The organism is Nesterenkonia sp. AN1 (assembly GCF_000582475.1).
Taxonomy (GTDB): domain Bacteria; phylum Actinomycetota; class Actinomycetes; order Actinomycetales; family Micrococcaceae; genus Nesterenkonia; species Nesterenkonia aurantiaca.
The window spans coordinates 71,979-97,594 of the sequence record NZ_JEMO01000019.1; the positions used below are offsets into that span (position 1 = coordinate 71,979).

The 25,616-nt window shown below is 67.5% G+C and carries 18 protein-coding genes; 12 read left to right on the forward strand and 6 right to left on the reverse strand.

The features are described 5' to 3' along the window. Positions 1-58 precede the first annotated feature (58 nt). Entirely contained in the window at positions 59-1,339 is a 1,281-nt protein-coding gene (locus BG28_RS14475; protein ID WP_161634827.1) for an ATP-grasp fold amidoligase family protein, read from the forward strand. A gap of 32 nt (positions 1,340-1,371) precedes the next feature. Here the strand turns inward: BG28_RS14475 and BG28_RS10125 are convergent, their stop codons facing one another. Next, positions 1,372-3,543 carry an acyltransferase family protein gene (locus BG28_RS10125; RefSeq protein ID WP_084479638.1) on the reverse strand — a complete coding sequence of 724 codons (2,172 nt, stop codon included), beginning with the start codon at positions 3,541-3,543 and terminating at the stop codon, positions 1,372-1,374. Between the two features lie 202 nt (positions 3,544-3,745). Here BG28_RS10125 and ftsY point away from each other — a divergent pair, with 202 nt between their 5' ends. Next, on the forward strand, positions 3,746-4,945 hold the full coding sequence (gene ftsY, locus BG28_RS10130; RefSeq protein ID WP_051501302.1) for a signal recognition particle-docking protein FtsY: 1,200 nt from the start codon (positions 3,746-3,748) through the stop codon (positions 4,943-4,945). Between the two features lie 133 nt (positions 4,946-5,078). Here the strand turns inward: ftsY and BG28_RS10135 are convergent, their stop codons facing one another. Beyond that, a complete protein-coding gene (locus tag BG28_RS10135) occupies positions 5,079-5,795 on the reverse strand; it encodes a FadR/GntR family transcriptional regulator (RefSeq protein WP_036476369.1) in 717 nt (238 codons plus the stop codon). 175 nt (positions 5,796-5,970) lie between these two features. Here BG28_RS10135 and eat point away from each other — a divergent pair, with 175 nt between their 5' ends. From eat to BG28_RS10165, 6 genes are all read left to right on the forward strand, one after another. Further along, the gene (eat, locus tag BG28_RS10140; protein WP_036476371.1) at positions 5,971-7,404 is read left to right on the forward strand and encodes an ethanolamine permease; all 1,434 of its coding nucleotides are present in this window, start codon (positions 5,971-5,973) and stop codon (positions 7,402-7,404) included. 136 nt (positions 7,405-7,540) lie between these two features. Next, complete coding sequence (locus BG28_RS10145; RefSeq protein ID WP_036476373.1) at positions 7,541-8,887, forward strand: glutamine synthetase family protein; 1,347 nt, start codon at positions 7,541-7,543, stop codon at positions 8,885-8,887. Next, a complete protein-coding gene (locus BG28_RS10150; protein ID WP_235181069.1) occupies positions 8,868-9,707 on the forward strand; it encodes a gamma-glutamyl-gamma-aminobutyrate hydrolase family protein in 840 nt (279 codons plus the stop codon). Before BG28_RS10145 ends, BG28_RS10150 begins: the two co-directional genes overlap by 20 nt. Then, positions 9,704-11,062, forward strand: coding sequence for an aldehyde dehydrogenase (locus BG28_RS10155; protein WP_036476374.1), 1,359 nt, complete (start codon positions 9,704-9,706; stop codon positions 11,060-11,062). Before BG28_RS10150 ends, BG28_RS10155 begins: the two co-directional genes overlap by 4 nt. Positions 11,063-11,111: 49 nt before the next feature. Next, positions 11,112-11,888 carry a 3-oxoacyl-ACP reductase gene (locus BG28_RS10160; RefSeq protein ID WP_036476375.1) on the forward strand — a complete coding sequence of 259 codons (777 nt, stop codon included), beginning with the start codon at positions 11,112-11,114 and terminating at the stop codon, positions 11,886-11,888. A 169-nt stretch (positions 11,889-12,057) separates the two neighbouring features. Beyond that, positions 12,058-13,338, forward strand: coding sequence for an ammonium transporter (locus tag BG28_RS10165; protein WP_036476377.1), 1,281 nt, complete (start codon positions 12,058-12,060; stop codon positions 13,336-13,338). A 202-nt stretch (positions 13,339-13,540) separates the two neighbouring features. Here BG28_RS10165 and BG28_RS10170 read toward each other — a convergent pair whose 3' ends face one another. Next, positions 13,541-14,677 (reverse strand): MFS transporter, encoded by a 1,137-nt coding sequence (locus tag BG28_RS10170; RefSeq protein WP_235181070.1) that lies wholly within the window; start codon positions 14,675-14,677, stop codon positions 13,541-13,543. A gap of 130 nt (positions 14,678-14,807) precedes the next feature. Between BG28_RS10170 and BG28_RS10175 the strand changes: the two genes are divergently transcribed. Further along, complete coding sequence (locus BG28_RS10175; RefSeq protein ID WP_036476379.1) at positions 14,808-15,200, forward strand: DUF1801 domain-containing protein; 393 nt, start codon at positions 14,808-14,810, stop codon at positions 15,198-15,200. Here the strand turns inward: BG28_RS10175 and BG28_RS16820 are convergent. The 3 genes from BG28_RS16820 to wecB are packed head-to-tail and all read right to left on the reverse strand — an operon-like array spanning position 15,187 to position 19,986. Beyond that, the gene (locus BG28_RS16820; protein ID WP_369797226.1) at positions 15,187-17,298 is read right to left on the reverse strand and encodes an AAA family ATPase; all 2,112 of its coding nucleotides are present in this window, start codon (positions 17,296-17,298) and stop codon (positions 15,187-15,189) included. The genes BG28_RS10175 and BG28_RS16820 overlap by 14 nt on opposite strands. Further along, positions 17,181-18,809, reverse strand: a complete 1,629-nt coding sequence (locus BG28_RS16825) for a chromosome segregation SMC family protein (RefSeq protein ID WP_369797222.1) — start codon at positions 18,807-18,809, stop codon at positions 17,181-17,183. The genes BG28_RS16820 and BG28_RS16825 overlap by 118 nt, the downstream gene beginning before the upstream one ends. A gap of 10 nt (positions 18,810-18,819) precedes the next feature. Beyond that, positions 18,820-19,986, reverse strand: coding sequence for a non-hydrolyzing UDP-N-acetylglucosamine 2-epimerase (gene wecB / locus BG28_RS10185; RefSeq protein WP_036476381.1), 1,167 nt, complete (start codon positions 19,984-19,986; stop codon positions 18,820-18,822). Positions 19,987-20,189: 203 nt separating this feature from the next. Here wecB and BG28_RS10190 point away from each other — a divergent pair, with 203 nt between their 5' ends. From BG28_RS10190 to BG28_RS10200, 3 genes are read left to right on the forward strand one after another with little or no spacing between them, the layout of a single operon-like run. Continuing rightward, entirely contained in the window at positions 20,190-21,317 is a 1,128-nt protein-coding gene (locus BG28_RS10190; protein WP_036476383.1) for a hypothetical protein, read from the forward strand. Between the two features lie 11 nt (positions 21,318-21,328). Further along, positions 21,329-23,392 (forward strand): acyltransferase family protein, encoded by a 2,064-nt coding sequence (locus tag BG28_RS10195; RefSeq protein ID WP_161634828.1) that lies wholly within the window; start codon positions 21,329-21,331, stop codon positions 23,390-23,392. Between the two features lie 52 nt (positions 23,393-23,444). Continuing rightward, positions 23,445-25,559, forward strand: a complete 2,115-nt coding sequence (locus BG28_RS10200) for an acyltransferase family protein (RefSeq protein ID WP_036476387.1) — start codon at positions 23,445-23,447, stop codon at positions 25,557-25,559. The last annotated feature ends 57 nt before the right edge of the window (positions 25,560-25,616 follow it).

A 25,616-nucleotide genomic window follows, 5' to 3' on the forward strand; every position in this document is an offset into this window, starting at 1 on the left:
GATCGCCTTCCTTCAGACGCGAACGAATCAGCTCGACCGTGCCCAGCACTCGCTGACCATGAAGGTTCGGAAGCTGAAGACCGCCTTGGATCAGGAGCGTGCTGCACACGCCGCAGCCGATGCGGCCCACATATCGGAGCGTGCGGCGGCCGATGCCGCCTACACCTCCGAGCGTGCCGCAGCCGATGCCGCCTACACCTCCGAGCGTGCCGCAGCCCATGCCGCGCACAAGGCGGAACGGGACACCCTCGAGGCGGCACACGACGCAGAGCGTGCCGCCCTCACGGAGGAGAACGACGGCCTGAAATCGGAGATCGAGATTCTGCAGGCCAAGTATGAGGCCGCAGTCGCTGAGCACCAGCGATTCACCCTGCCGTCCTTCAAGGCAAAGCTCGTGAATTACCGAGATGCCGCCGACATCACCAGTGACAACAAGTGGCACGCATCCGGTCCGCTTGCTCAGGTGAGCTACAAGCTGCGCAGCTACGCCCTCGCAGACAGCCTCGGCATAGCTACACCTGAGATCTACCGGGTGTGGCACTCCCTGGAAGACATCGATTTCAGCGACCTCACCGTTCAGCGCTTCGTCCTCAAAGCTGACCGGGGGCACAGCGGTATGGCAGTCATTCCTCTGACGCGCACCGGGACCGGTTGGCAGACACTCACCGGGAAGGAGCAGCTCACCGAAAGCCGCCCCTCAGAACGGATGCTGACCCGCCTCGAGCAAGGAGGAGGACCCTATTTCGCTGAAGAGTTCCTCGAGAGCGCGAGCAATGCCACGATCCCCGAAGACATCAAGGTCTACACCGCGTACGGTCAGGTGCTTCATGTGCTCGTGATGAGCACCGAGGGCGTGCAGGTGATGAATCGAAAGACCTTCAAGCGGAAGTACTTCGGCCCGGACGGTGGTGATCTCGGTCCCATTCTGCCCGGGGCAAACTACGGACCAGACATCCCTGTGCCGGTGGGCTGGAACGGGCTGCTCGAAGCGGCAGAGAAGATGTCCATCGCCGCAGGCATACCCTTTGTGAGGGTCGACCTCTATGCGACCTCACGGGGTCCGGTGCTGGGCGAACTCACTCCGGCTCCTGGGGGGAAGCAGACATATTCCCTGGACCACGATGCCCAGCTCGGCGCCGCGTGGAACAACGCGGAGGTGCGTCTACACCGCGACATCGCGCGGGGACGCCCTCCGGGCACGATCTTCGGAGCGCAGCCCTACACCTGGTGGTACCCAGAATCACCCCTGGAGTCGCACCCCTCGGCGTGGCCGCGCCGGCGTGCCGACGCCCGGCGCTGGTTCACTCCGCCCCCGTCTCGGCAGGGCGAGCAGGACTGACCCCAGTACTGCGAGGGGAGGTGGGGCGACCCTCAGCCCTGCGCCGAGAGAGCCGGTTCCATCCGGTCGCTGATCTCAGGGATCATGGACCGCACGAAGTCCTCTGCCAGGTGGCTGTTGTCTGAGTACGTGATGGCACCGCCGATCGTTGCGTAGCAGGTGTCCTCCAGGCAGACCAGGTCCTCTGTGGGCACGAAGTGGTAGTTCTCCGCATCCTCGAAGACCTCGGCTGATCGTGTCAGCCAACGATCCCCCACCTGGGTGTCCTCTCGGGTCTCATTGCACGCGGAGGGATCATCCTCGTTCAGGGCAACACATTCCGGCAGGGTCTCTTCCGAGTCCTCATCGTTGCTCATGCGGGGGGACTCGCCGAAGACCACCACTTCCTTCTCGGCCTCGAGCCAGGTCACGATCGGCTCGTACATCGCCAGCGCGGAATCATCGAGATCGTAGTCACTCTCGTCCAGACCAAGGTCGCGGCTCGGTCCGCCGAATTCGCCGTGCATCTGGCTGGCGGCCACCACCACCGTGTGGACGCTCTCGTCCTCGGAGACCTGCTCCATGATCTCTGCATTGGCCTGCAGACACTCGCTGGAGTCGTCGCCGACCTCGCCGCCACGCGGCGTGCAGGCAGATCTGGTGAGCACCAGGAGCTGCTTGTCCTGCTCTTGGGCGATCTCATCGAGAGCCGGGAGCCACATGGTGGCGTGGGAGTCCCCGAAGACCGCAATCGTGCCGTCGGCGTCGGACTCCTCGGCACCGAGCCAGCACTCCTGGACAGCAGGGTCTTCGTTGTCGGCCTGGCATCCCGGGAATGCCCCCTCCTGGTACTGCTCCGCCACCACCGCAGGCGAGGGCCACAGACCAAGCTCACCTGCAAAGGCGTCGCCGCATTCCCCGATGTTGGCTAACGCCCGGTAGCCGTAGCAGGGGTGGTCCGCCGTGATGGTGGAGTCTTCGGAGCTGGTCTGCATGGTCGAGACTGCCGCGATGCCGGAGACGATGACCAGCGCCATGCCAGCACCGGCCGCGACCATCGTCCGCCAGGTGGGCAGCAGGATCTTGGCCCGGCGGATCGGGGTCTCGAAGAAGCGGGTGCTGAGCGCAGAGAGCGCGATGATCCCCAGGATCAGCAGGACCTTCACATACCAGAACCTTGCGGCCTCGCTGATGTAAGGAGAGAAGATCACCACTGGCCAGTGCCAGAGGTAGATGGCGTAGGACCAGTCACCGATGGCAGTCGCGGGGCGCAGCGAGAGCCACCAGTGGATGCCGGTCACAGGTTCGCGTCCGCCGCAGGACAGCACCAGCACCGTGCCGAGGGTCGGCACCAGTGCCGTCCAGCCGGGGAACGGGGTGGCATCGGTATACATGATCGCCGAGCCCAAGATCATCAGGAACCCGACCCAGCCCAGCACATTTCCCCACTTGCCGGTGAACTGCCGAGAGCCGAGGACGAGCGCCGCGATCGCTCCCAGGGTGAACTCCCAGATCCGAGTGGGGGTCACGAAGTACGCCTGCGCAGGCGCGGCGGCGGTGTAGTAGATGGAGAAGATCAGCGAGAAGGCGCCGAGCAGTCCTACCACCCAGAGGAACGCTACCCGGATCTGAGCATGCCCCAACGCCGGGGCCCCCGACCGTCGTTGCCGGAATGCCAGGAACATCAGTGTGAGCGCCAACAGGACGGGCCACAGGACGTAGAACTGCTCCTCCACCGACAGCGTCCAGAAATGCTGGACTGCGGTCGCCCGTTCGTCGGCCTTCGAGTACTCCACCGCGTCTGCCGCGAGGACCCAGTTCTGCACGTAGAGCGTGGACGCGATGATCTGGCGCAGCGTGGCCTGCCAGGCGGTGCTGGGCAGGATCAGCACGGCCGAGATTGCGGTCAGCAGCAGCACGAGCAGGCTCAGCGGCAGCAGCCGACGGATCCTGCGCGCCCAGAACTGACCGAGCCGGACTCCCCCGGTCTTCACCGCCTCCTTGAACAGATGCGCGGTGATCAGGTACCCGGAGATCACGAAGAACACATCCACGCCCACGTAGCCGCCGGTGAGCCGGTCGGGCCAGAAGTGGTAGAGCAGCACGACCAGAACCGCCAAGGCTCGGAGCCCCTGGATCTCAGGCTGGAAGTGCGCCGGGGTCTTGACCTGCGCGGGCAGCGGGCGCCCCGATGGGGTGGCCGTTGTCGAGGGTATCGAAGTCATTCGGGCACTGAATCTCTCACCTTGTCCTACGTTGCACGCGGATGCGCCGGTCTATTCAAGCTCATGCAATGTCAGTCGCCCACTCATGAAACGCCGACGATTCCGAAACTGCACGATACTCCAACGCCCTGGAGCTTCGCGTCAAGACGCGATCCTCGTTACCCTGGCCGCCCACCGCGCAGGTCTGTGACAGACTGAACGGGTGGATTTTGACGTACTGATTCTGTTCATCGTTCTTGCTGTGATCCTGCTCAGCACCCTGGGATTCTTCCTGGTGCAGGGCGGGAAGTTGCTGCCCAAGGCCAAGCGTGAGCAATACCTGACCCAGCGGGACCCCGACGATCTGCCCTCCGGCGGCGTGGACACTCTCCCGGCTCCCACCGAGGACCGCCCGGAGACCGCCGAGCCGAGCCTCGGGGACGGCGTCGACCTTCTCGAGGAGCCGACGGTCCTTGAACCGACCGTCGAGACCCCGGAGCCGGTGGCGGGGCGCCTGGCGCGGCTTCGCGCCCGGCTGGTCAAGTCCAACAACATCTTCGGCAAGTCGCTGCTGGCCCTGCTCTCCCGAGACGAGATCGACGAGGACGTCTGGGAGGAGATCGAAGAGGTCCTGCTCATGGCGGACCTCGGCACCGATCCCACCATGGAGCTCGTGGACCGGCTCCGCGAGCGGGTCAAGGTCGAAGGCACCCGGGATCCCGCGACGGTCAAGTCGATGCTGACCCAGGAGCTGACCGATCTGGTCGACCCGACCCTGGATCGCCGGCTCACGGTGACGGCCGAGGGCCGCCCCGCAGTCATCATGGTCGTCGGCGTCAACGGCGTCGGCAAGACCACCACGGTGGGCAAGCTGGCCCGGATGCTGGTCGCCGAGGACAAGGACGTCCTCCTCGGTGCGGCCGACACCTTCCGTGCCGCCGCCGCGGAGCAGCTGAGCACCTGGGGTCACCGCGTGGGCGTGCCCACGGTGAAGTCCGACGTCGAAGGCGCTGACCCGGCCTCTGTGGCCTACGAGGCCGTGGACAAGGGCATCGAGCTCGAAGCCGACGTCGTCATGATCGACACCGCGGGCCGGCTGCAGAACAAGTCCAACCTGATGGACGAGCTCGGCAAGGTCAAGCGCGTGGTGGAGAAGAAGTCCGCCGTCGACGAGGTCCTGCTGGTCCTCGACGCGACCACCGGTCAGAACGGCCTGAACCAGGCCAAGGTCTTCTCCGAGGTCGTCAATGTCACCGGCATCGTGCTGACCAAGCTCGACGGCACCGCTCGCGGAGGCATCGTGGTCGCGATCCAGCGCCAGCTGGGCGTCCCGGTCAAGCTCATCGGGCTCGGCGAGGGGCCCGATGACCTCGCACCCTTCGACGCCGCCGAGTTCGTCGCCGCGCTGCTCGAGGACCACTGAGCCTGAACGGTCGCTGAGTCTGAACTGCCCCTGAGCCTGAACGGCCACTGACTATGGGCCGCCACAGCTCTGAGCGGCCGCCGCATCCGGACGACCACAGCCTCGCTCCGCCCCGGGGAGGCAGCCCGGCGGCCTAGGTGAGGAAGCCGCGCAGCAGCGAAGCAGTGCCCTCCAGGTGATCGATCATCAACGACTTCGCCCGCGCTCCATCCCCGTGCAGGATCGCGGTGGTGATCGCCAGGTGCTGGGCGTTGGAATGCTCCAGGTTCGCCGGCAGCAGCGGAATCTCATCCAGCAGCGCGCTGACCCGTGCCCGGGTGTCGGTCACCGCGGTGATCAGCGACGGCGACCCGCTCAGCTCCGCGATCGCGATATGGAACCGCGCATCCCGGGCACGATAGCTGGCCCGATCCGCGCCCTCCAGATCTGAGAGGCAGCCCTGCAGGTGCTCTCGGGCCGAGGCGGAGAGGTCTGCCTGGGCGGCGAGCTCCGCGGCGGCGGGCTCAAGCACCGCCCTGAACGCCAGCACGTCGCGCCGCTGGAGCGGATCCATATGCTGCACCCCCTGAGGGGCGGCGTTGGGAGCTTCCAGGATGTAGGTCCCGCCGTAGCGTCCCCGGCGGATCTCGAGGAACCCCGCCGTCTGCAGCTCGGCCAGGGCCTCACGCAGGGTCGCACGCGAGACCCCCAGGTGCTCCGCCAGGTCCCGCTCCGGAGGCAGCTTCTGCCCCGGTGGGAAGAGCCCGACCCGGATCGCCTGCAGCAGATGCTCGATCGTCTCCTCGAAGGTGTTGCCGGAACGCACCGGACGCAGCACCGAATAAGGGTCCCCGAAGTCTGCCGCAGTCATCTGATCCTCCGCTCTGGCTCTGGCCACAGCCTACGTGTTCCCTGCGCGGACGGAACGGGCGTCCGCCTATTGACGCCTCAGATCAGAGCTGGCAGGCTTCCGCACAACACCATGGACTGAAATCAGTCCTTTGACGGTGTTCCGATCGGTTCGAATCCACAAGAGGTGGACAGCCATGCCGCATGACAAGACCGGCCCATTCGTCGCTGATTCCAGCTATATGGCCCACCGTCGGCTCAAGACCGGCGCCGCGGGATGGATCCTGCTCGCCGGACTGGGGGTCTCCTACGTCATCTCCGGGGACTTCGCAGGGTGGAACCTCGGCCTGGCCGAGGGCGGCTGGGGCGGGCTGCTGATCGCCTTCGTACTCATGGGTGTGATGTACACCTGCATGGTCTTCGGCCTCGCAGAGATGTCCTCCTCGCTGCCCACCGCGGGTGCCGGCTACGGCTTCGCCCGCCGGGCACTGGGACCGCTGGGCGGCTACGCGACCGGCGTCGCGGTGCTCATCGAATACGCGGTCGCGCCGGCCGCGATCGCGACGTTCATCGGCGGCTACATCGAGGCGCTGGGGCTGTTCGGCATGACCAATTCCTGGCCGGTCTACCTGGCGGCCTATGTGATCTTCGTGGGCATCCATCTCTACGGCGTGGGTGAGGCGCTGCGGCTGATGTTCGGCATCACCGCGATCGCCGTGCTCGCCCTGGTCGTCACGGTCATCGCGCTGGTCCCGCACTTCGACGCCGCGAACCTCTTCGACATCGTCCCGAACGACGCCGTGGGCGCCAGCGCCTTCCTGCCGATGGGCTATGCCGGGGCGATGGCCGCGCTGGTCTACGGCATCTGGTTCTTCCTGGCGATCGAGGGCGTGCCGCTGGCCGCCGAGGAGACCACCGATCCCCAGCGCGACATGCCGCGCGGGATCATCGTGGCGATGCTCATCCTGCTGGTCACCGGGGCGCTGATGCTGGTCCTGGTCCCCGGCGCTGCGGGCGCGGAATCGATGAGCACCTCCGACAACCCGCTGCCCGAGGCGATCCGCGCCGTCGGCGGCCCCGACAGCGTGATGGCCAGCATCGTCAACTACGCCGGGCTCGCGGGCCTGATCGCCAGCTTCTTCTCGATCATCTACGCCTACTCCCGGCAGCTCTTCGCGCTCTCCCGCGCCGGCTACCTGCCGCGCTGGCTCTCGTTGACCGGTAGCCGCCAGACCCCCTGGGTGGCCCTGATCGTGCCCGGCACCATCGGCTTCGTGCTGGCGGCGGCGACCCGGGACGGTGGCCTGCTGATCAACATCGCGGTCTTCGGCGCCACCGTGTCCTATGTGCTGCTCAACCTCTCTCACATCGTGCTGCGACTGCGCGAACCCGACCTCCCGCGCGCCTACCGCACACCCGGCGGAGTGGTCACCACCGGCATCGCACTCGTCCTGGCGGTGGTGGCGGTGATCGCGACCTTCCTGGTCGATGTGTTCGCCGCCTCGATCACCGCCGCAGTGTTCCTGGCCTTCCTCGGCTACTTCTGGTTCTTCAGCCGCCACCGTGTGGTCGCCAACGCACCAGAGGAGGAGTTCGCCCGGGTCAAGGACGCAGACTCCACCCTGAACTGAGCCGACCCTGAACCAGGCCCACCCCGAACCGAACCCGCCCGGGCATCAACACCCCAGCCTGGACCCCGTCCCTGCCCCTCCACCCCAAGGAACAGATCCCGTGACGACATCGCCCAAGCACCCCCGCAATGATCGAATGCTCACCGTCCCTGCGCTGCGCCAGGAGATCACCGAGGGGCGCATCGACACCGTGGTCCTCGCGTTCACCGATATGCAGGGTCGGCTGCAGGGCAAGCTGTGCCACGCGCAGTTCTTCCTGGATTCGATGCTCGAGGAGGGCGCCGAGGGCTGCAACTATCTGCTGGCCGTGGACACCGAGATGAACACCCCGGGCGGCTACGCGATCAGCAGCTGGGAGGCCGGCTACGGGGATATGAGCTTCGCCATGGACTTGGACACGATCCGGGTGATGCCGCACAACCCGGGGCAGGTGATGATCCAGTGCGATCTCACCGCTCACGACGGCCAGCTGATCCCGATGTCGCCTCGGGCGATGTTGACCCGTCAGCTCGATCGCGCTCGGGAGATGGGCTATCAGATGCTCACCGGCACGGAGCTCGAGTTCTGCGTCTACAACACCAGCTACGAGGACGCCTGGGACTCCAACTATCAGAGCCTGGTCCCGGCGAACCGCTACAACGTCGACTACAACATCCTCGGCTCCCAACGGGTGGAGCCGCTGCTGCGCGAGATCCGCAATGCGATGTATACCGCTGGGATGACCGTGGAGAGCGCGAAGGGAGAATGCAACTTCGGCCAGCACGAGATCGCCTTCCGCTTCGATGAGGGTCTGGTCACGGCCGACAACCACGTGGTCTACAAGCTCGCCTCGAAGCAGATCGCCCAGCAGCAGGGGAAGTCCATCACCTTCATGGCCAAGCCCAACGAGCGTGAGGGCAGCTCCTGCCACATCCACATGTCCCTGCGCGGACTCGACGGCGAACTGAGCTTCTGGGACGAGGAGACCAACGCCCGCAGCGCCACCTACGACCACTTCATCGCTGGAGTGCTCAAGGGGATGCGGGAACTCTCCATCTTCTACGCCCCGAACATCAACTCCTATAAGCGATTCGCCGAGGGAAGCTTCGCTCCCACCTCGGTGGCCTGGGGCATCGACAACCGGTCCTGCGCGGTGCGGCTGGTCGGTCACGGCGGCTCCGCCCGGATGGAGAACCGACTTCCCGGCGGCGACGTCAATCCCTACCTGGCGCTCTCCGCCATGCTGGCCTCAGGTCTCTACGGCATCGAGCATCAGCTGGAGCTGGAACCCATGATGGAGGGCAACGCGTATGAGTCCGACGCTCAGGTCGTGCCCTCGGCGATGCGCGAGGCCCGCGACCTCCTCGAGGGCTCAGCACTGGCCCGCGAGGTCTTCGGCGAGGACGTGATCGAGCACTACGTCCACTACGCCGATGTGGAGCTGGAGGCCTTCGAGGCCGCCGTCACCGACTGGGAGCTGCACCGTGGTTTCGAGAGGCTCTGACGACACCTCGACCGAGCCGGGACGTCCGCCCCGGATCGCGCTGACCACGTACTACCAGGAGGGATCCTGGGGCGACTGGAAGTCGATCGCGGCGATCGTGCCCGGGACCTATGTGGAAGGTGTTGCGGCCGCCGGTGGAACTCCGGTGCTGCTGCCTCCGGTGGGCTCCGACCCCTCGGTGCTGGAGCTGATGGACGGGCTGATCGTGATCGGCGGGGTCGACGTGGATCCCCGGTTCTACGGCGCCGACCGGCACGAACGCACCTCCTCCCAGCCGAGCCGGGATGAGCACGACATCGCGCTGACCCGGGCGGCCCTGGATCGGGGTCTGCCGCTGTTTGCGATCTGCCGCGGCGCCCAGATCCTCAACGTCGCGCTGGGCGGAACCCTGATCCAGCATCTGCCCGACGTGAATCCCGACGCCGCGCAGTATCAGCCCGCACCCGGGCGCTACGGCAAGGTCCGGTTCACCACGGAACCGGGCAGCCGATGCGCGCAGCTGCTCGGGGAGAGCGCGGAGTCACCCTGCTACCACCACCAGGCGCTGGACGCGGTGGCTGAAGGGCTCGTCGTGACCGCCCGCGCCGCTGACGGCACGATCGAGGCCGTGGAGACCACCACAGAGCCCTGGACCCTGGGCGTCCAGTTCCACCCCGAGGAGAACCGCAAGGATGCCCGGCTCTTCGAGGGCTTCATCGACGTCGCCCGGCGCTTCGCCCAGCAGCGGGACGCCGCAGCAGAGACCGACCGTCACCAGAGCCCGCCCCGAGGATCTGGGGCGCTGGTTGACCACGACCGAGAGGACGCACTGCACCCATGACCGCGACCGAGATCATCGACCCGACCACCGAAGAGGTCATCGAGACCATCGAGCTGACCTCGCTGCAGGAGACCGACGCCGCCATCGCCGGCGCCCAGCGCGCCTTCACCTCCTGGCGCGCGGTGGACCCGGCGGACCGGGCGCGTCTGCTGCGTCGCTTCGCCCAGGCGGTGGACGCGGATCTGGAACATCTCGCGGCCCTGGAGGTGCGCAACGCCGGGCACACCATCGGAAATGCCCGCTGGGAGGCCGGCAACGTCCGCGACGTGCTGGACTACTACTCCGGCACGCCGGAGCGACTCTCCGGTCGGCAGATCCCGGCGCCCGGAGGCGTGAACCTGACGTTCCATGAGCCGCTGGGCGTGATCGGGGTGATCGTGCCCTGGAACTTCCCGATGCCGATCGCCGGATGGGGCTTCGCGCCCGCCCTGGCGGCGGGAAACACCGTGGTGCTCAAGCCGGCGGAGATCACCCCACTGACCGCCATCCGGCTGGGCGAGCTGGCGCTGCAGGCCGGGCTGCCCGAGGGGGTCTTCACCGTGCTGCCCGGCAAGGGCTCGGTGGTCGGCGAGCGCTTCGTGACCCACCCGGGGGTGCGCAAGGTGGTCTTCACCGGCTCCACGGCTGTGGGCAAGCGGATCATGGCCGGCTGCGCGGACCAGGTCAAGCGACTCACCCTGGAGCTGGGCGGGAAGAACTCCAACATCATCTTCGCCGACGCCGACCTGGAGCAGGCCGCCGCCGCCACACCGGGCGGCGCCTTCGACAACGCCGGACAGGACTGCTGCGCCCGGTCCCGGGTCCTGGTGCAGCGCAAGGTCCTGGACCGGTACCTGGAGCTGCTGGAACCTGCCGTGCGCGGCTTCCGCTGTGGGGATCCCCGGCAGGAGCAGACCGATATGGGCCCCCTGGTCTCCGCCGCCCATCGCGACTCGGTGGCCGCCTACCTCGAGGACGACGCCTCGATCGCCTTCCAGGGGTCCGTACCCACCGGGCCCGGATTCTGGTTCCCGCCGACCGTGCTCACCCCGTCCCCCGACTCCCGGGTGTTCAACGAAGAGATCTTCGGACCGGTCCTGGCCGTGGTCCCCTTCGAGGATGAGGCCGAGGCGATCCGCCTGGCCAATGACACCGACTATGGCCTCTCGGGCTCTATCTGGACCCGGGACGTGGGACGCGCGCTGCGTGTCTCGCGCGGGGTCGAGGCCGGAAACCTCTCGGTCAACACCCATGCCTCGGTGCGCTACTGGACCCCCTTCGGCGGGTTCAAGGAATCCGGCTTCGGCCGGGAGCTGGGCCCCGACGCGGCCGAGGCCTTCACCGAGACCAAGAACGTCTTCATCTCCAGCAGCTGAAGGGCTGCACAGAACATCCCACCCCCCTGTCCATCGATCAAGGAGCCCCATGCAGATCAACGCCCGCCGTCTCGTCGACCGAAGCGCCGTCATCACCGGAGGCGCCAGCGGCATCGGTCTCGCCAGTGCCCGCCGGATGGCCGCCGAAGGAGCACGGGTGGTCATCGCCGACGTCGACGCGGTCGCCGGCGAGCAGGTCGCCGCCGAACTGGGCGGGCTCTTCGTCAAGGTCGACGTCACCGACCCGGAGCAGGTCAAGGACCTGTACGCGCAGACCCAGGAGGCCTACGGCAGCGTGGACATCGCGTTCAACAACGCCGGCATCGCCCCGCCCGATGACGCCTCCATCCTGGACACCGATATCGACGCCTGGCGCCGGGTCCAGGACGTCAACCTCACCTCGGTCTACCTCTGCTGCAAGCACGCCATCCCGTACATGCAGCAGCAGGGCAAGGGATCGATCATCAACACGGCCTCCTTCGTGGCGGTGATGGGCGCCGCGACCTCCCAGATCTCCTACAGCGCCTCCAAGGGGGGCGTGCTCTCGATGAGCCGGGAGCTGGGCGTGGAGTTCGCCCGGCAGGGCATCCGGGTCAACGCGCTGTGCCCGGGGCCGGTGAACACGCCGCTGTTGAAGGAGCTCTTCGCCAAGGACCTGGAGAAGGCCGCCCGCCGCCTGGTCCACGTGCCGCTGGGCCGCTTCGCGGAGCCCGAGGAGCTCGCCGCCGCGGTGGCCTTCCTCGCCAGCGACGACTCCTCCTTCATGACCGCCTCCACCTTCCTGGTCGACGGCGGCATCTCGGGTGCCTACGTCACCCCGTTCTGAGCCCCGAGGCGGCGAAGGGCCCCGGTGCATGGCGGACCCCGCACCGCGGGGAAAGGTTTAACCTTCCTGAAACATCACGGCGCGCCCGGTGAAACACGAGGCGGTCACCATGGAGATCAGCTCGTCTCGGTGAAGTTCACCGATGAATTGATGTTTCCTGGAGGGACACATGGAACTTGGATCACTAGACGTCTGGGTGCTTGTGGCAAGCGGCCTCGTGCTGCTCATGACACCCGGACTGGCCTTCTTCTACGGCGGTCTGTCTCAGGCCAAGTCCGCCATCAACATGATGATGATGAGCTTCGCGGCCATGGGGCTGGTCGCCGTGGTCTGGGCCCTCTGGGGCTCCGCCATCGCAGGCGGCGAGTCCGTCGGTGGCCTGTTCGGCAACCCCGGCACCGATCTCGGCCTCTACAACACCCTGGCCGAGGCACCCGAGGACCTGATCGGCATCGGCTTCGGTGCCACCTTCGCCATCATCACCACGGCACTGATCTCCGGCGCGATCGCGGACCGCGCCAAGTTCTCCGCCTGGATGGTCTTCGTGCCCATCTGGGTCACCCTGGTCTACTGCCCGCTGGCCTTCATGGTCTGGGGCGATGGTGGACTCCTCGTTGAGGGCGGCGCCGTGGGCGACGCTGTCGGTGAGGCAGTCGACTACGCCGGCGGCCTCGTGGTCCACATGTGTGCCGGTCTCGCTGCTCTGGTTCTTGCACTGATCCTGGGCAAGCGTCGCAACTTCACCGAACGCGCCTCACACCGCCCGCACAACACCCCGTTCGTGCTGCTGGGCGCCTCACTCCTCTGGTTCGGCTGGTTCGGCTTCAACGGCGGCGCAGCTGCCGAAGCCGGCGAAGCTGGACTCATCTGGGTCAACACCCTGCTGGCCCCCGCGTCGGCTCTGGTCGTCTGGCTCATCACCCAGCGCATCCGCGGCGAGAAGCCGACCGCCCTCGGCGCCGCCTCGGGCATCGTGGCCGGACTCGTGGCCATCACCCCGGCCTGTGCACACGTGGACCCCGTCGGTGCCATCATCATCGGCGCCATCTCCGGCTTCGTCTGCTACCTGGCAGTCGGCCTGAAGTACAAGCTCGGCTTCGATGACACGCTCGACGTGGTCGGCCTGCACTTCGTCGCCGGCCTCTGGGGCACCGTCGCGATCGGCCTGCTGGGCCGCGCCGAACTGATCGACGGCGAACGAGCCGGTCTGTTCTACGGCGGCGGTCTGGGCCTGATGGGCTCACAGGTCGTGGCCGTGCTGGTGACCCTGGTCTTCACCGTGGTGATGACCGCGATCATCGCCTACGCCATCCACGCCACCATCGGCTTCCGCGTCACCTCCGACGTCGAGACCCTCGGCATCGACCGCTCCGAGCACGACGAGGATGCCTACATCTTCGAGACCATCAACGGTGAGCACAAGACCACCGTCGGCGCACCCCGCGAGTGACCCCCGTCTAGGTCCCCGCAACGCATCAAGAGCCTGGGTCCGGTTCATCGAGCATCTCGCTCGGTGGACCGGACCCAGGCTCTTTGTGCGGGATCAGCGGCGGCGGCTCAGGGCCGCGCCGTGTCGGCGGTCTCCGCTTCGGCCTCCAAGGTGTCCGGAGCCTGGGTCCAGGCCAGAGCGCCGAACATCAGAATCACTCCGGTCACACCGAAGGCCCAGGCGTAGCGAGCTGATCCACCAGGAACCCTGCCAGCAGCGGCCCGATGATCGCCCCGAGGTCCTGGGTCATCTGGAAGGTGGAGACCACCGATCCCCCGTTGCGTCCCGAACCGACGATGTCCGCGATCGCCGCCTGCTGCGCGGGATTCATCAGGCCGGTGCCCACCCCGGCGATCACGCTGAGCAGCAGCAGCACCAGCGGGCTCGGCGCGAGACCGAGCAGGCCTGTGGCCAGCGCCGAGACGAGGAGACCGAGGATGATCGGGCGTCGTCGTCCGAACCGATCCGACCGCCGTGAGAACAGCAGCACCGCCGCCACGTTGCCTGCGGCGAAGGTGGCCAGCGCGACCCCGGCCAGCTGGCTGGAGTCCAGCATCCAGCCGGAGCCGACGAAGGCCGTGGCCGCGAAGAGCGGCACCACGGAATTGCGCAGCCCGAAGGTCGCCCATCCGTTCGCGAAGCCGGCCGTGAGCGCGGCGCGGTACCCGCGGTGCTGCCAGGCCTCGGCCAGGGTGGCGGTCTCGCGTTCTTCCTTGCGTCCCCGGTCCTCCAGGCGAGACTGCCGAAGCATCACGAACACGATCGCGGCCGCCACCACCAGTGCCGCTCCGTAGACCAGGAAGGGCACCCGAGGGCCGAAGACCAACAGTCCCGAACCCACCAGCGGACCGGCGACGCTGCCGATCAGAAACGCCGAGGCGTAGGCGCCGGAGACCCGGCCGCGGATCGTTGGCGGCGATTTCCGGGCCAGGAACGTCATCGCCGAGACGGTGAAGAAGGTCGAGCCGATGCCGCCGAGGGCCCGGAAGAGCAGCAGCAGCTCATAGCTGGGGGCGTAGGCGGTGGCGATCATGGACACCGCCACGATCAGCAGCCCGATCACGTAGACCGGGGTCTCCCCCAGCCACTGGGTGAGCTTTCCCGATGCCGGGGCGAAGAGCAGCCGGAAGAGGCCGAACGCCGAGACCACGGCGGAGACCGCCATAGCCGAGACACCGAAGTCTGAGGCGTACTGCGGCAGGATCGGGGCCACGATGCCGAACCCGATGGCGATCACGAAGGCCGAGACGATCATCACCTTCAGCTCAGGAGGGATCCCGATCTTCGTGTCACGTGTCATGGAGCCACTCCTGTTTGTTCTGCCATCGGTCATCCTGGTTGCTCAACGCAACGAACCCCGGGACCATTCCCTCCCCCGGCTTCGCGATCTCATGGCAGGATAGGGGCACTTCATCACGAGAGGCGTTTCGATGGAACCCACTGCCGGCAGCCTGGACGTCTTCTTGAGCGCGATCACGCCGAAGGTTCGGCAGCGTGACGCTCGGACCATGGTGGAGCTGATGCGGCGGGTCACGGCCGAGGAGCCGCAGCTCTGGGGCAGCATCATCGGCTTCGGGGCCTACCACTACCGCTATGCCTCGGGCCGCGAGGGCGACGCCCCGGCGGCGGGCTTCGCCGCCCGCCGGCAGGCCACCACGATCTATCTGCCCGACGGGGTCGAGGCGCACGCCGAGGCGCTGGACCGGCTCGGTCCGCACAGCACCGGAGTCGGATGTCTCTACATCCCACGCTTGGATCAGGTGGATCTCACGGTGCTCGAGGAGATCATCGCCGGCTCCTACCGCAGAGTCACGGCGTGGTGAGCTCTGCGCCACTGATCTCCTGCGCCGCGCCGAGGCGCTGCGAGACCACCCGGGTAGAGCCGTCCTGCCGCATCGACACCCCGTAGAGCGCGTCGGCGATCTCCATGGTGCGCTTCTGGTGGGTGATGATGATCAGCTGGGAGGACTCGCGGAGCTCCTCGAAGATCACCAGCAGCCGTGAAAGGTTCGTATCGTCGAGCGCGGCCTCCACCTCGTCCATCACATAGAACGGGCTTGGCCGAGCCTTGAAGATCGCGACCAGCAGCGCGACGGCGGTCAGTGAGCGTTCTCCCCCGGAGAGCAGCGAGAGCCGGCGGATCCGTTTGCCGGGAGGCCTCGCCTGCACCTCGATTCCGGTGTTGAGCATGTCTTCGGGGTTGGTCAGCTCCAATCGGCCCTCGCCGCCGGGGAAGAGCCGGGCGAAGACCCGTTCGAACTGCACCTTGGTGTCGAGCCAGGCCTCGGTGAACACCTTCTCCACGGTGGCATCGACATCCGCGATGATCTCGAGCAGATCCTGCCGAGACCTCTTGAGGTCGGCCAGCTGCTCCTGCAGGTAGGTATGGCGCTCCTCGAGGGCAGAATGTTCCTCCAGCGCCAGCGGGTTGACCTTGCCGAGTGCCTTCAGATCACGGCGCGCGCGGGTGAGCCGCTTCTCCTGCTCCGAGCGATCGAAGGGCACTCCGCGCTCGAGCTCCGGGGACGCACCGGTGCGCTCGTCGGTCTCCGGCGTCTCAGCGTGTGGCACCAGCTGGTCCGGCCCGTAGTGCTCGATGAGATACTCCGCGGTGAGACTGAGCTCCTCGAGTCCGCGGGCCTCCGCGGCCTCCAGGCTCAGGCGCAGCTCGGTGCGGGTCAGCTCGGCCCGGTGCAGCGCTGCGGTGAGCGTCTCCAGCTCGGCGGCGTCGTTCCGGCGTGCGGCGCGCAGCGTGGTGGTGCGCTCCTGGGTGGCCGCCCCGGCAGTTTCGGCGACGGTGCGCGTCGTCTCCGAGCGGCGCAGGACCTCGTTCAGTGCCTGGAAGGCGGTTTCGGCCTCGCCCTGAATGGTCTCTGCCGCCTGGGCGCGGGAGCTGCGAGCCTCCGCGACCTTCTGGGCTTGTTCCCTGCGGGTCTCTTCAGCGGAGGCGCTGCGCCTCAGCGCGGCGGCCCGCTCAAGCATCTGTTTATGCTGCTCCTCGGCGGCGCGCAGCTCCAGGCGGGCGTCGACCTCTTCACGGCGCCGCGCCGCGGCGGCTGCCGAGAGACGATCCCGCTCGGCGCTGGAGGGCTCCTCCTCGATGTCTTCGCTCTGCGCGGCCTCCAGCCGTGACTGAGCCTCCTGGCACTGCTGCTGCGCCTCGGCGGCCGAGGACTGCGCTGCATGGGCCTCCTGGTCAGAGGTCTCGATCCGCTCGGCGGAGCGCGCCATCTCCGCGTGGAGCCGCGCGAGCTGTTCGGTCATGGCATGCAGCTCGGCATCGTTGGCGTGCAGAGCCTGCAGGGTCGCCTCCACACGCAGCTCCGCGGCATTGACCTCCGATTCATCCGATGCGGAGGCGGCGGCGAGCGCCTCGAGCTCGAGCTCCCGCTGCTCCACGGCCTCGGTGAGCTCGGCGATCTCGGCGGTGATCGCCACATCGGAGTTCTCCAGCACCGTGCCACCGATCCGCTCACCGGCGCGCAGGATGATCCCTTCACTGGTCACCGCGGCGCGCACCTCAGACCGCTGGAGCAGCCCGGCGGCCTGCGGCTGGTCGGCGCAGAGCACGACCCCGGCAAGGGCAGCGTGCACCGGGATCTGCTGGTCCTCGGCGACGCTGACCACCTGGTGGGCCCAGGCCGCGCCCTCGGGAAGCGCGGGAAGCTCAGCGTCTGGCAGCCCGGCGGAGACCTGCTCGGAACGGGTATCGGTCCCGGTGAGCACCGGGTGGATCAGGTGTGCCCGGCCGGCGTCCTCCGCGGCGAGCCAGCCCAGCGCCTCCGCGGCAGTCTCGGCGTCCTTCACGATGAGTGCCGCGTCCAGACTGCCCAGGCAGGCGGCGATCGCGGTCTCCCAGCCACGGGTGATGCGCAGCCGGTGCGCCAGCGGCGCCTCGATGTCCTCGGCCCGGTCTCGCAGCAGCGCCGCGGCGCCGTCGCGAGGGGTGCGGGCCGCGGAGAGCCCCGAGAGCCGGGCGCGGTGTTCATTGATCTGCGTGCGCAGCCGCTGCTGCGCGGCGAGCTGTTCGTCGTAGCCGGTGCGCAGCGTCTCAAGTCGCTGATGCGCAGCCTCATAGTCGCGTCGAGATCAGCTTCGCCGGTCTCGACGCCGGCGAGGCGCTGCTCGAGCTCGGCGAACTCGCCGCGGGCACGCTCCTGGGCCGCCCGGGCGTCGTCGCCCTGCTCCTGCGCACGGCGACGACGCGCCTGCGCCGCGTCGATCCGGCCCTGGGCGGTGTCCACCCGGCCGCGCAGCGTGGCCAGCCCGGCGCGACGGTCTGCGACGGCGCGCAGCTGCTCGGTCAGCCGGGTCTCCTCCACCTTCCAGGCATCCTCGGCCTGCGCCCGCGCGGCCGAGCAGCGTTCCAGTCGTTCCCGGTCCGCGGTGACCTCGGCGTCGAGCTCGGCGGCGGCCTCGGCCACGGACTGGGCCTGAGCGCGCAGCGCCTCCGGGTCGCGGCCGGACTGCTGCACCACGGCGGAGGCCCGAAGGCTGCGAGCTCGTTCTTGAGCCAGGGAGGCCACCGAGCGCAGTCGCTCCTGGACCCGCTCGAGCCGGTGGTGTCCCGCCAGCAGCTTCTCGACGTGGGCGCGCTGATCTGCGGCCTGCTTCTCCAGCTGCGCGATCTCCGCGTCCTGCGCCGCGAGCGAGGCTCGGAACTGATCGGCGGCGTCCCGGTCCTGCTGTTCGCCCTGGCTGGATTCGTGCAGAGCGGTGGCCGCGCGGACCAGATCATCGGCGATGATCCGGGAGAGCGAATCGCGCAGATCATGCTGGATGCGCTGGGCGCGGCGGGCTACTCGGGCCTGGCGGCCCAGCGGCGCGAGCTGCCGGGAGATCTCACCGATCAGGTCCTCGAGGCGGGAGAGGTTGGTCTGCATCGATTCGAGCTTGCGCACGCTGCGTTCCCGGCGGCGCCGGTGCTTCAGAACTCCGGCTGCCTCTTCGACGAAGCCGCGCCGCTGCTCCGGGGTGGCCTGGAGGATCTGATCCAGCTGCCCCTGACCGACGATCACATGCATCTCCCGGCCCAGCCCGGAGTCCGAGAGCAGCTCCTGGATGTCGAGCAGCCGACACTTGGCACCGTTGATCGTGTAGTCGCTGCCCCCGGTGCGGAACATCGTCCGGGAGATCGTGACCTCGGAGTATTCGATCGGCAGCGCACCGTCGGAGTTGTCGATGGTCAGCGACACCGAGGCTCGGCCCAGCGGCTGGCGCTCGGTGGTGCCGGCGAAGATGACGTCCTCCATGGTGCCGCCGCGCAGTGACTTCGCGCCCTGCTCGCCCATGACCCAGGCCAGGGCGTCGACCACGTTGGACTTGCCCGACCCGTTGGGACCCACCACGGCGGTGACCCCGGGTTCGAACTCGAAGGTCGTGGCCGAGGCGAAGGACTTGAATCCGCGGACCGTCAGGGTCTTCAGGTGCACGGGGGTGGACTCACACTCCGCCGGACTCGGCGGGGCTGGGCTGGAAGTCTTCCATCCGTTCCCCGAGCCCGAACATCGCAGCGATCGCCGCCACGGTGCGCTGCGCGGCGTGGCCGTCGCCGTAGGGGTTCACCGCATTGGCCATCGCGGAATAGGCGTCCGGGTCGTCGAAGAGCGCGGCGACCTCTTCGACCACTCGTTCCTCGGCGGTGCCGATGAGCCGGACGGTGCCGGCGTCCACGGCCTCGGGGCGTTCGGTGTTGTCCCGCATCACCAGCACCGGCTTGCCCAGGGAGGGGGCCTCCTCCTGCACGCCGCCGGAGTCGGTGAGCACCACGGTGGAGAGATTCATCAGCCGGGTGAACTCGCCGTAGGGCAGCGGCTCGGTGACGATCACGTTCTCGTGCCCAGCCAGGGCGGGAAGGATCGCTTCGCGGACCACCGGGTTGCGGTGCGCCGGAAGCACGATCAGCTTCTCGGGGTACCGGTTGGCCAGGCGGGCCAGCGCGCGGCCCACGCCCTCCATGGCGGAGCCCTGGTTCTCGCGTCGGTGGGTGGTGACCAGCAGGACGTCCCGGCCGGAGGCCGCCGCGTCTTCAAGCTGGGCATCGGCGAACGGCACATGCTTGCTCGCGACCTCGAGCAGCGCGTCGATCACGGTGTTGCCGGTGACCACTATGTCCTGCGCCGGCAGCGCCTCGCGCAGCAGGTTGTCCCGGGACTGCCCGGTGGGAGCCAGGTGCAGCGCGGTGATCTGGCTGGTCATCTTGCGGTTCGCCTCTTCGGGGAACGGTGAGTAGAGGTTGAACGAGCGCAGCCCGGCCTCGGCGTGGATCACCGGGATCCCGGAGTAGAACGCGGCCATCGCGCCGGCGGTGGTGGTGGTCGTGTCACCCTGGACGACGACGGCGTCGGGCTTGTTCCGCGCGAAGATCGCGTCCAGTCCGGTGACTGTGCGGGTCAGCACCCCGTTGAGCGTCTGCCGGGGCTGGATGATGTTCAGGTCATGGTCCGGCACGATGCCGAAGAGCTCGTTGACCTGGTCCAGCATCTCGCGGTGCTGGCCGGTCACGGTGACCTCGCACTCGAAGAGCTCGCTGGCCTGCAGCGCCTTGACGATCGGTGCCATCTTGATGGCCTCGGGACGTGTCCCGTAGATGGGCATGATTCGCTTCATAGCGTGGATTCCTCTTTCGCTGGTGTCGCCAGGTGTGACGAATTCTGCGGCTGGTGGCGTGCAGCGGGGACGTGCCCGCTCCACACCGACGAAAACAGCCTATCCGCAGGACGGGCGAAGCAGAGGGAGACTCCCCCGTCCCGACGCGGCCTAGACTGGATCAGCACCCCTACCAATCTGGACCGACGAGGAGATTCATAGCGATGGCAAGTGCAACGGACTCGACCTCGTCGGCGGATCAGGCTAGGCGCTCCGAGCGGCGACGACGAGCCGAGAGATTCCGCGACCCGAGCGATCCCAGCCGCCGCCTCATCGCCCGCTTCGACTCGATTGACTGGAGCGCGCCGGAAGAGTACTCAACCTTCAAGTCCAACAACATCCTCTTGCTCGATGCGGCCAAGAAGGGCAAGGCTGGCATCCTTGAGGTCCATAAAGGCTACCGCACGTTCACCCGGAACGGCCGGGTCATCGGCGGGTTCCACCAGCTCACCACCTCGCTGACGAGCGATCTGGCGAAGACGGTCATGCGATCACGCGCGCTGGTCAAGGACTGCCTTGAATCGGCGAGCGTTCCCACCCCGGTCGGGCGTGGGTTCAGTGTGCGAGACCTGCAGGGAGCCCGAGACTACATGGCCGGACTCGGTGGCTCCGTCACGGTCAAACCCCAAGCCGGCAGACACGGCGACGGGATCTCCACAGATGTTTCGAGCCACCAGGAACTGGCGCATGCCTGGGAGTCAGCCCAGCCGCAGGAGAAGTCTCCACTGTGGCGCGCCAAGAACCTCCTCGTCGAGCAGTTCGTCCCGGGAGCCGATCTTCGGGTCTATGTCGTCGGTGAGGCGGTGGTCGGCGCACTGGCACGGCTTCCGCTCTTCATCGTCGGCGACGGACGCTCAACCGTGGCGACTCTCGCCCGAGATGCAGTTGCGGCCCGCGGTCGAAACGCCTTTCTAGCCGAGTCTCCACCGGACATCAGCGCCGACGCGCTGGCTGACCTGGGGCTCGATCCCCTGGTGACTCTTCCAGTCGGGGAAGTGCGTGATATCAGTGGGACGTCGAATCCCAAGGCGGGAGGCGTCACCCTCGACGTCACGGCGATGCTCAGCGCCCCGCTGCGTCGGCTGGCGGTCGATGCCCTGTGGGCGGTTCCCGGACTGCCTGCGGGAGGGGTTGATCTTCGGGTGAGTGACCTGAGCGAAACCGCCGAGGCGGTCGTCACCGATGTCACCGACAGTGCGGACATGTCTCTGCATCGATACCCCACGTTCGGCACCTGGCGCTCTCCAGCGCCCGCTGTCATCAGTCGGATGCTGGCGGACTCCGCTGCGTGATGGGGACCGGCTTGCTCCGCTCGACTGAAGACTCCCCACCTGCCCCCGCCCCCTGGAGCGCTCCGGAACGGCGCTACCGACCAGAGCTGCACGGACTGCGCGGCCTGGCGATCCTCGGGGTCGTCCTGTTCCACCTCTTCGGCGCCGGCCGGATCTCCGGCGGCATCGACATCTTCCTGGCAATCTCAGGGTTTCTGTTCACTTCGATGCTCCTCAGGGAGGCAGTCGAGAACCGAGGCACGATTCGGATCGGGCAATACGTCGCACGGTTGGCCCGACGCCTGCTGCCTGCTGCCGCCCTGGTCATCGCGGCAACGACGCTGGCCGGGCTCTGGCTGATGCCCGAGACCCGCCACGGACAGCTCCTCGCCGAGGCTCGAGCGTCCTTGCTGTACTTCGAGAATGTAGAGCTCACCACCTCCCAGCTCGGGTATGACGCTGCGGGACCCGACTCCAGTCCGTTCCAGCACTTCTGGTCGCTGTCGGTGCAGGGCCAGTTCTATCTGGTCTGGCCCGCGGTGGCGCTGCTCGCCGTCCTCCTGGCCAGGCGCCTGCACCGCGGTCCGATCCTGGTCATGGGCGTCCTGGTCGGTGTGATCATGGCCGCGTCCTTCGGCTACGCGGTATACATGGGGGAGGCCAATCAGGACGCCGCATATCTGATGACCCGCACCAGGGTGTGGGAACTCTGCTTCGGAGGGTTGCTGGCGCTGTGCGGCGCCCGGCTCAGTGTGCGGCAGCCGTGGCGCGCACCGCTGGGCTGGGCTGGGGTGGCGCTGATTGTCTCCACCGGATTCGTGTTCAACGGTGCCGAGGTGTTCCCCGGCCCCTGGGCGCTGTGGCCGCTCCTGGGACTCGCCCTGGTGCTGGCGTCGGCAGGACCGAGTGGAGGCGCAGCCGATACTGCCAACAGCGCCACCCGAGTGCTGTCCCGACAGCCCTTCACCTGGGTCGGAGACCACGCCTACGCGCTCTATCTCTGGCACTGGCCGCTGCTGGTCTTCTTCCTCCAGCTCAACGACGAGAGCGTCCTGGACGCATCCGGCGCCGTAGTCGTCCTGGGCGCGTCCCTGGTGCTCGCGGTCGCGACACATTCCTTGGTGGAAAAGCCGATCAACGCGCGCCCCAGGACAGGCTCCCGGGACCCGCTGCGCATTGCCGCCGTGACGCTTCTGCTAGGCGGCTCGCTCACCAGCTACGGGCTGCATCAGATCGACTTGGAAAGCACGGGGTCTCCCTCGCTCGCCGACCTCGACCGGGACGACCACCCGGGGGCGCTGAGCACTCTGGGTGGCATCGACGTTCCCGATGACGTGGAATTCGTCCCGGATCCGCAGACCTTGAGCCAGACTCGTCCGGACTACTACGGGTGGGACTGCCGTCGGGAGAACAACGACGGAGCAGGCGGGGAGGTCTTGATCTGCGAGGACCCTGGTCAGCCCACCGATCCAGAGCTGACCGTCCTCATCACCGGTGGCTCTCATGCGGGACAGTGGCACCATGCCTGGCGGATCATCGCGGCGGAGAACAACTGGGAGCTCCTGATCGCCGACATGTCCGGCTGCGTGCTCGCCGAACCCACAGATCCGCAGGAGAGCGAGTGCCACGAATGGAACCAGGGCCTGCTGGACCTCATCGAGACTCGAGGGCCGGACCTGGTGTTCTCTGCCGGCACCCGGGTGCCCAATGATGACTCGGAGGAGAACATCCCTGATGGCGCGCCCGCCCAGTGGCAGGCCATCATGGACCGCGGAGCCGACCTGCTGCTGATGCGCGGGACCCCGCGCGGAGAAGATTCTGTGGCTGATTGTCTGGCCGAAGGTGGTGACGGGACGAGCTGCGGAATGGATCCGGTCAGCTACCAGCAGCAGAATCCGCTTGCCGACCCCGAACTGCCTGCGGGGATCTACTCCGTTGACCTGACCGAGCATCTCTGCGAGGCGGAGGTCTGCCCCGCAGTGATCGGGAACATCGCCGTCTACTACGATCACAGCCATCTCTCCAACCACTACGTGGAATCCCTGGCGCCGATCCTCGACGCTGAGCTCCGACAAGAGATGCCCCACCTCTTCTGATCTCGGGCGGGCTTCCACGAATCCGGCGCACCTCTCGGTTACCCTCGTTTCAATGCCTCGACCAGTCCCCGCCCTAGATGCCCGCGCCACCGGACCCTTTGAGTCCGGCACCGGGTCCCTCCCTGAGCGTCGCCACCGGCCCGAGCTGCACGGTCTGCGCGGACTTGCCATCGCCGGCGTCGTGCTGTTCCACCTCTTCGGTGCGGGCAGGGTCTCCGGGGGCATCGACATCTTCCTGGCCATCTCGGGCTTCCTGTTCACCGCCATGCTGCTGCGGGAGGCGGGTTCGACGGGGAAGATCGACCTCCTGCGCTACTTCGTGCGCCTTGCGAAGCGGATCCTGGCGCCTGCGGCACTGGTCATCGCGGTCACCACGACTGCAGGCCTGATCCTGCTCCCGCTCACCCGACACGCGCAGCTCGTCACCGAGGCGCGCGCCTCGCTGCTCTACTTCGAGAACTTTGAACTGATCCGATCTCAGCTGTCCGACGAGGCGGCAGGCGCGGAGACCAGCCCTTTTCAGCATTTCTGGTCCCTCTCCGTCCAGGGGCAGTTCTATCTGATCTGGCCCGCGGTGGCTCTGCTCGCCGTCTGGTGGGCCCGGCGGTCCCGGTTCTCCCTCACCGCCACTATGGCGACGCTGATCATGCTGCTGATGATCGCCTCCTTCGCAGCCGCGCTTCTCGTCCAGCAGCAGAATCAGGCAGAGGCGTATCTGCTCACCCAGACGCGGATCTGGGAGCTGGGCTTCGGCGGGCTGTTGGCCCTGTTCGGTGCCAGGCTCGTGATTCCACGCGCCGCGCGCACCGCTGCGGGCTGGCTGGGCCTGGGACTCGTGATCAGCTGTGGCTTCGTCCTGGACGGGGCGGCGCTCTTCCCCGGACCCTGGGCGCTGTGGCCCCTGATGGGCATGGCGCTGATCCTGGTCTCGACGGCTCCGTCCGGCTCGGATGAGCAGCGCAGGCCGGTCAGCGCCGCGGCGCTGCTGTCCACCACGCCGTTCACCCGGCTCGGTGACATCGCCTACGGGCTCTTCCTGTGGCACTGGCCGCTGCTCATCTTCACCCTCGAGTTCCGCGGCGACTCCGGGCTCAGACCCACCGACGCAGTGATCGTGCTCGCTCTCTCCCTGCTGCTGGGCTGGGCGACCCACCGTTTCATCGAGCAGCCCCTGGCCCGCAGCTCCAGCGCCGAGAACCCAGCAAGGCCGAGGAGAGCCATGACCCTGGCCCTGGCCGCAAGCACGCTTGTGGTCGGCGGCCTCGGAGCTACTGCCTACGTCCAGGTGACCACCGACCCTCAGCAGGACGGCCTCGCCATGGCGGGGGTGGATCGCAAGCTCTATCCCGGTGCGGACATCATCCAGGCGGAGAACGCCGCGCACGACGTCGAGTTCTACCCGGAACTCGGCGGCATCTCCCGGCGCGTGCCCGAATACGCGCGCACCGACTGCCACCAGCCCACCGGGGATCAGCCAGGATCCGGAGAGGTGCTGGTCTGCGAGGATCCCGCCCAGCCGGAGAACCCCGCCAAGACCATCATGCTCGCCGGCGGCTCCCACGCGGGCCACTGGCACAACGCGTGGATCATCCTGGCCGAGAAGCACGACTGGGAGGTGCTGGTCGCCACCAAGGGCGGATGCGTGTTCCGCGGTCTCGACACCGAGGATCCCAACACCTGCGACGAATGGCTCGCCGGCTTTCCCGAGGTTCTCACCGAACACCAGCCTGACCTGGTGGTGACTCCGGGCACCACAATCCCCCAGGACACTGGCACTGAGAGCATCCATGAGGGCGCCGAAGAGCAGTGGCAGGCGATCACAGACGCCGGGTCGGAACTGCTGCTGCTCCGTGGAACACCTCGGCAGGAGCATAATGTCCCCGACTGCCTGGCCGAGGGCGGAGACGAGCTGGACTGCGCCCCGGACTACGGCAAGTACGCGGAGGTCAACCCGCTGGAAGATCTGGACCTGCCAGAGAACACCTACAGCCTGGATCTCACCGAGCACTTCTGCCCCGACCGTCAATGCTCGGCCGTGATCGGCAATGTCCTGGTCTATCGAGACAGCCACCACCTGACCAACGAATATGTCGAGACCATGGTGCCGCATCTGGAGCGTGAGCTCCGGGAGTCCGTCCCGGGGCTCTTCTCTGCCCCGGCCAGCTGACCCGGTGTTGGGTGGGGACGCTGATAGACTCGCAGGCGCTCAACCGGTCCTGCACCT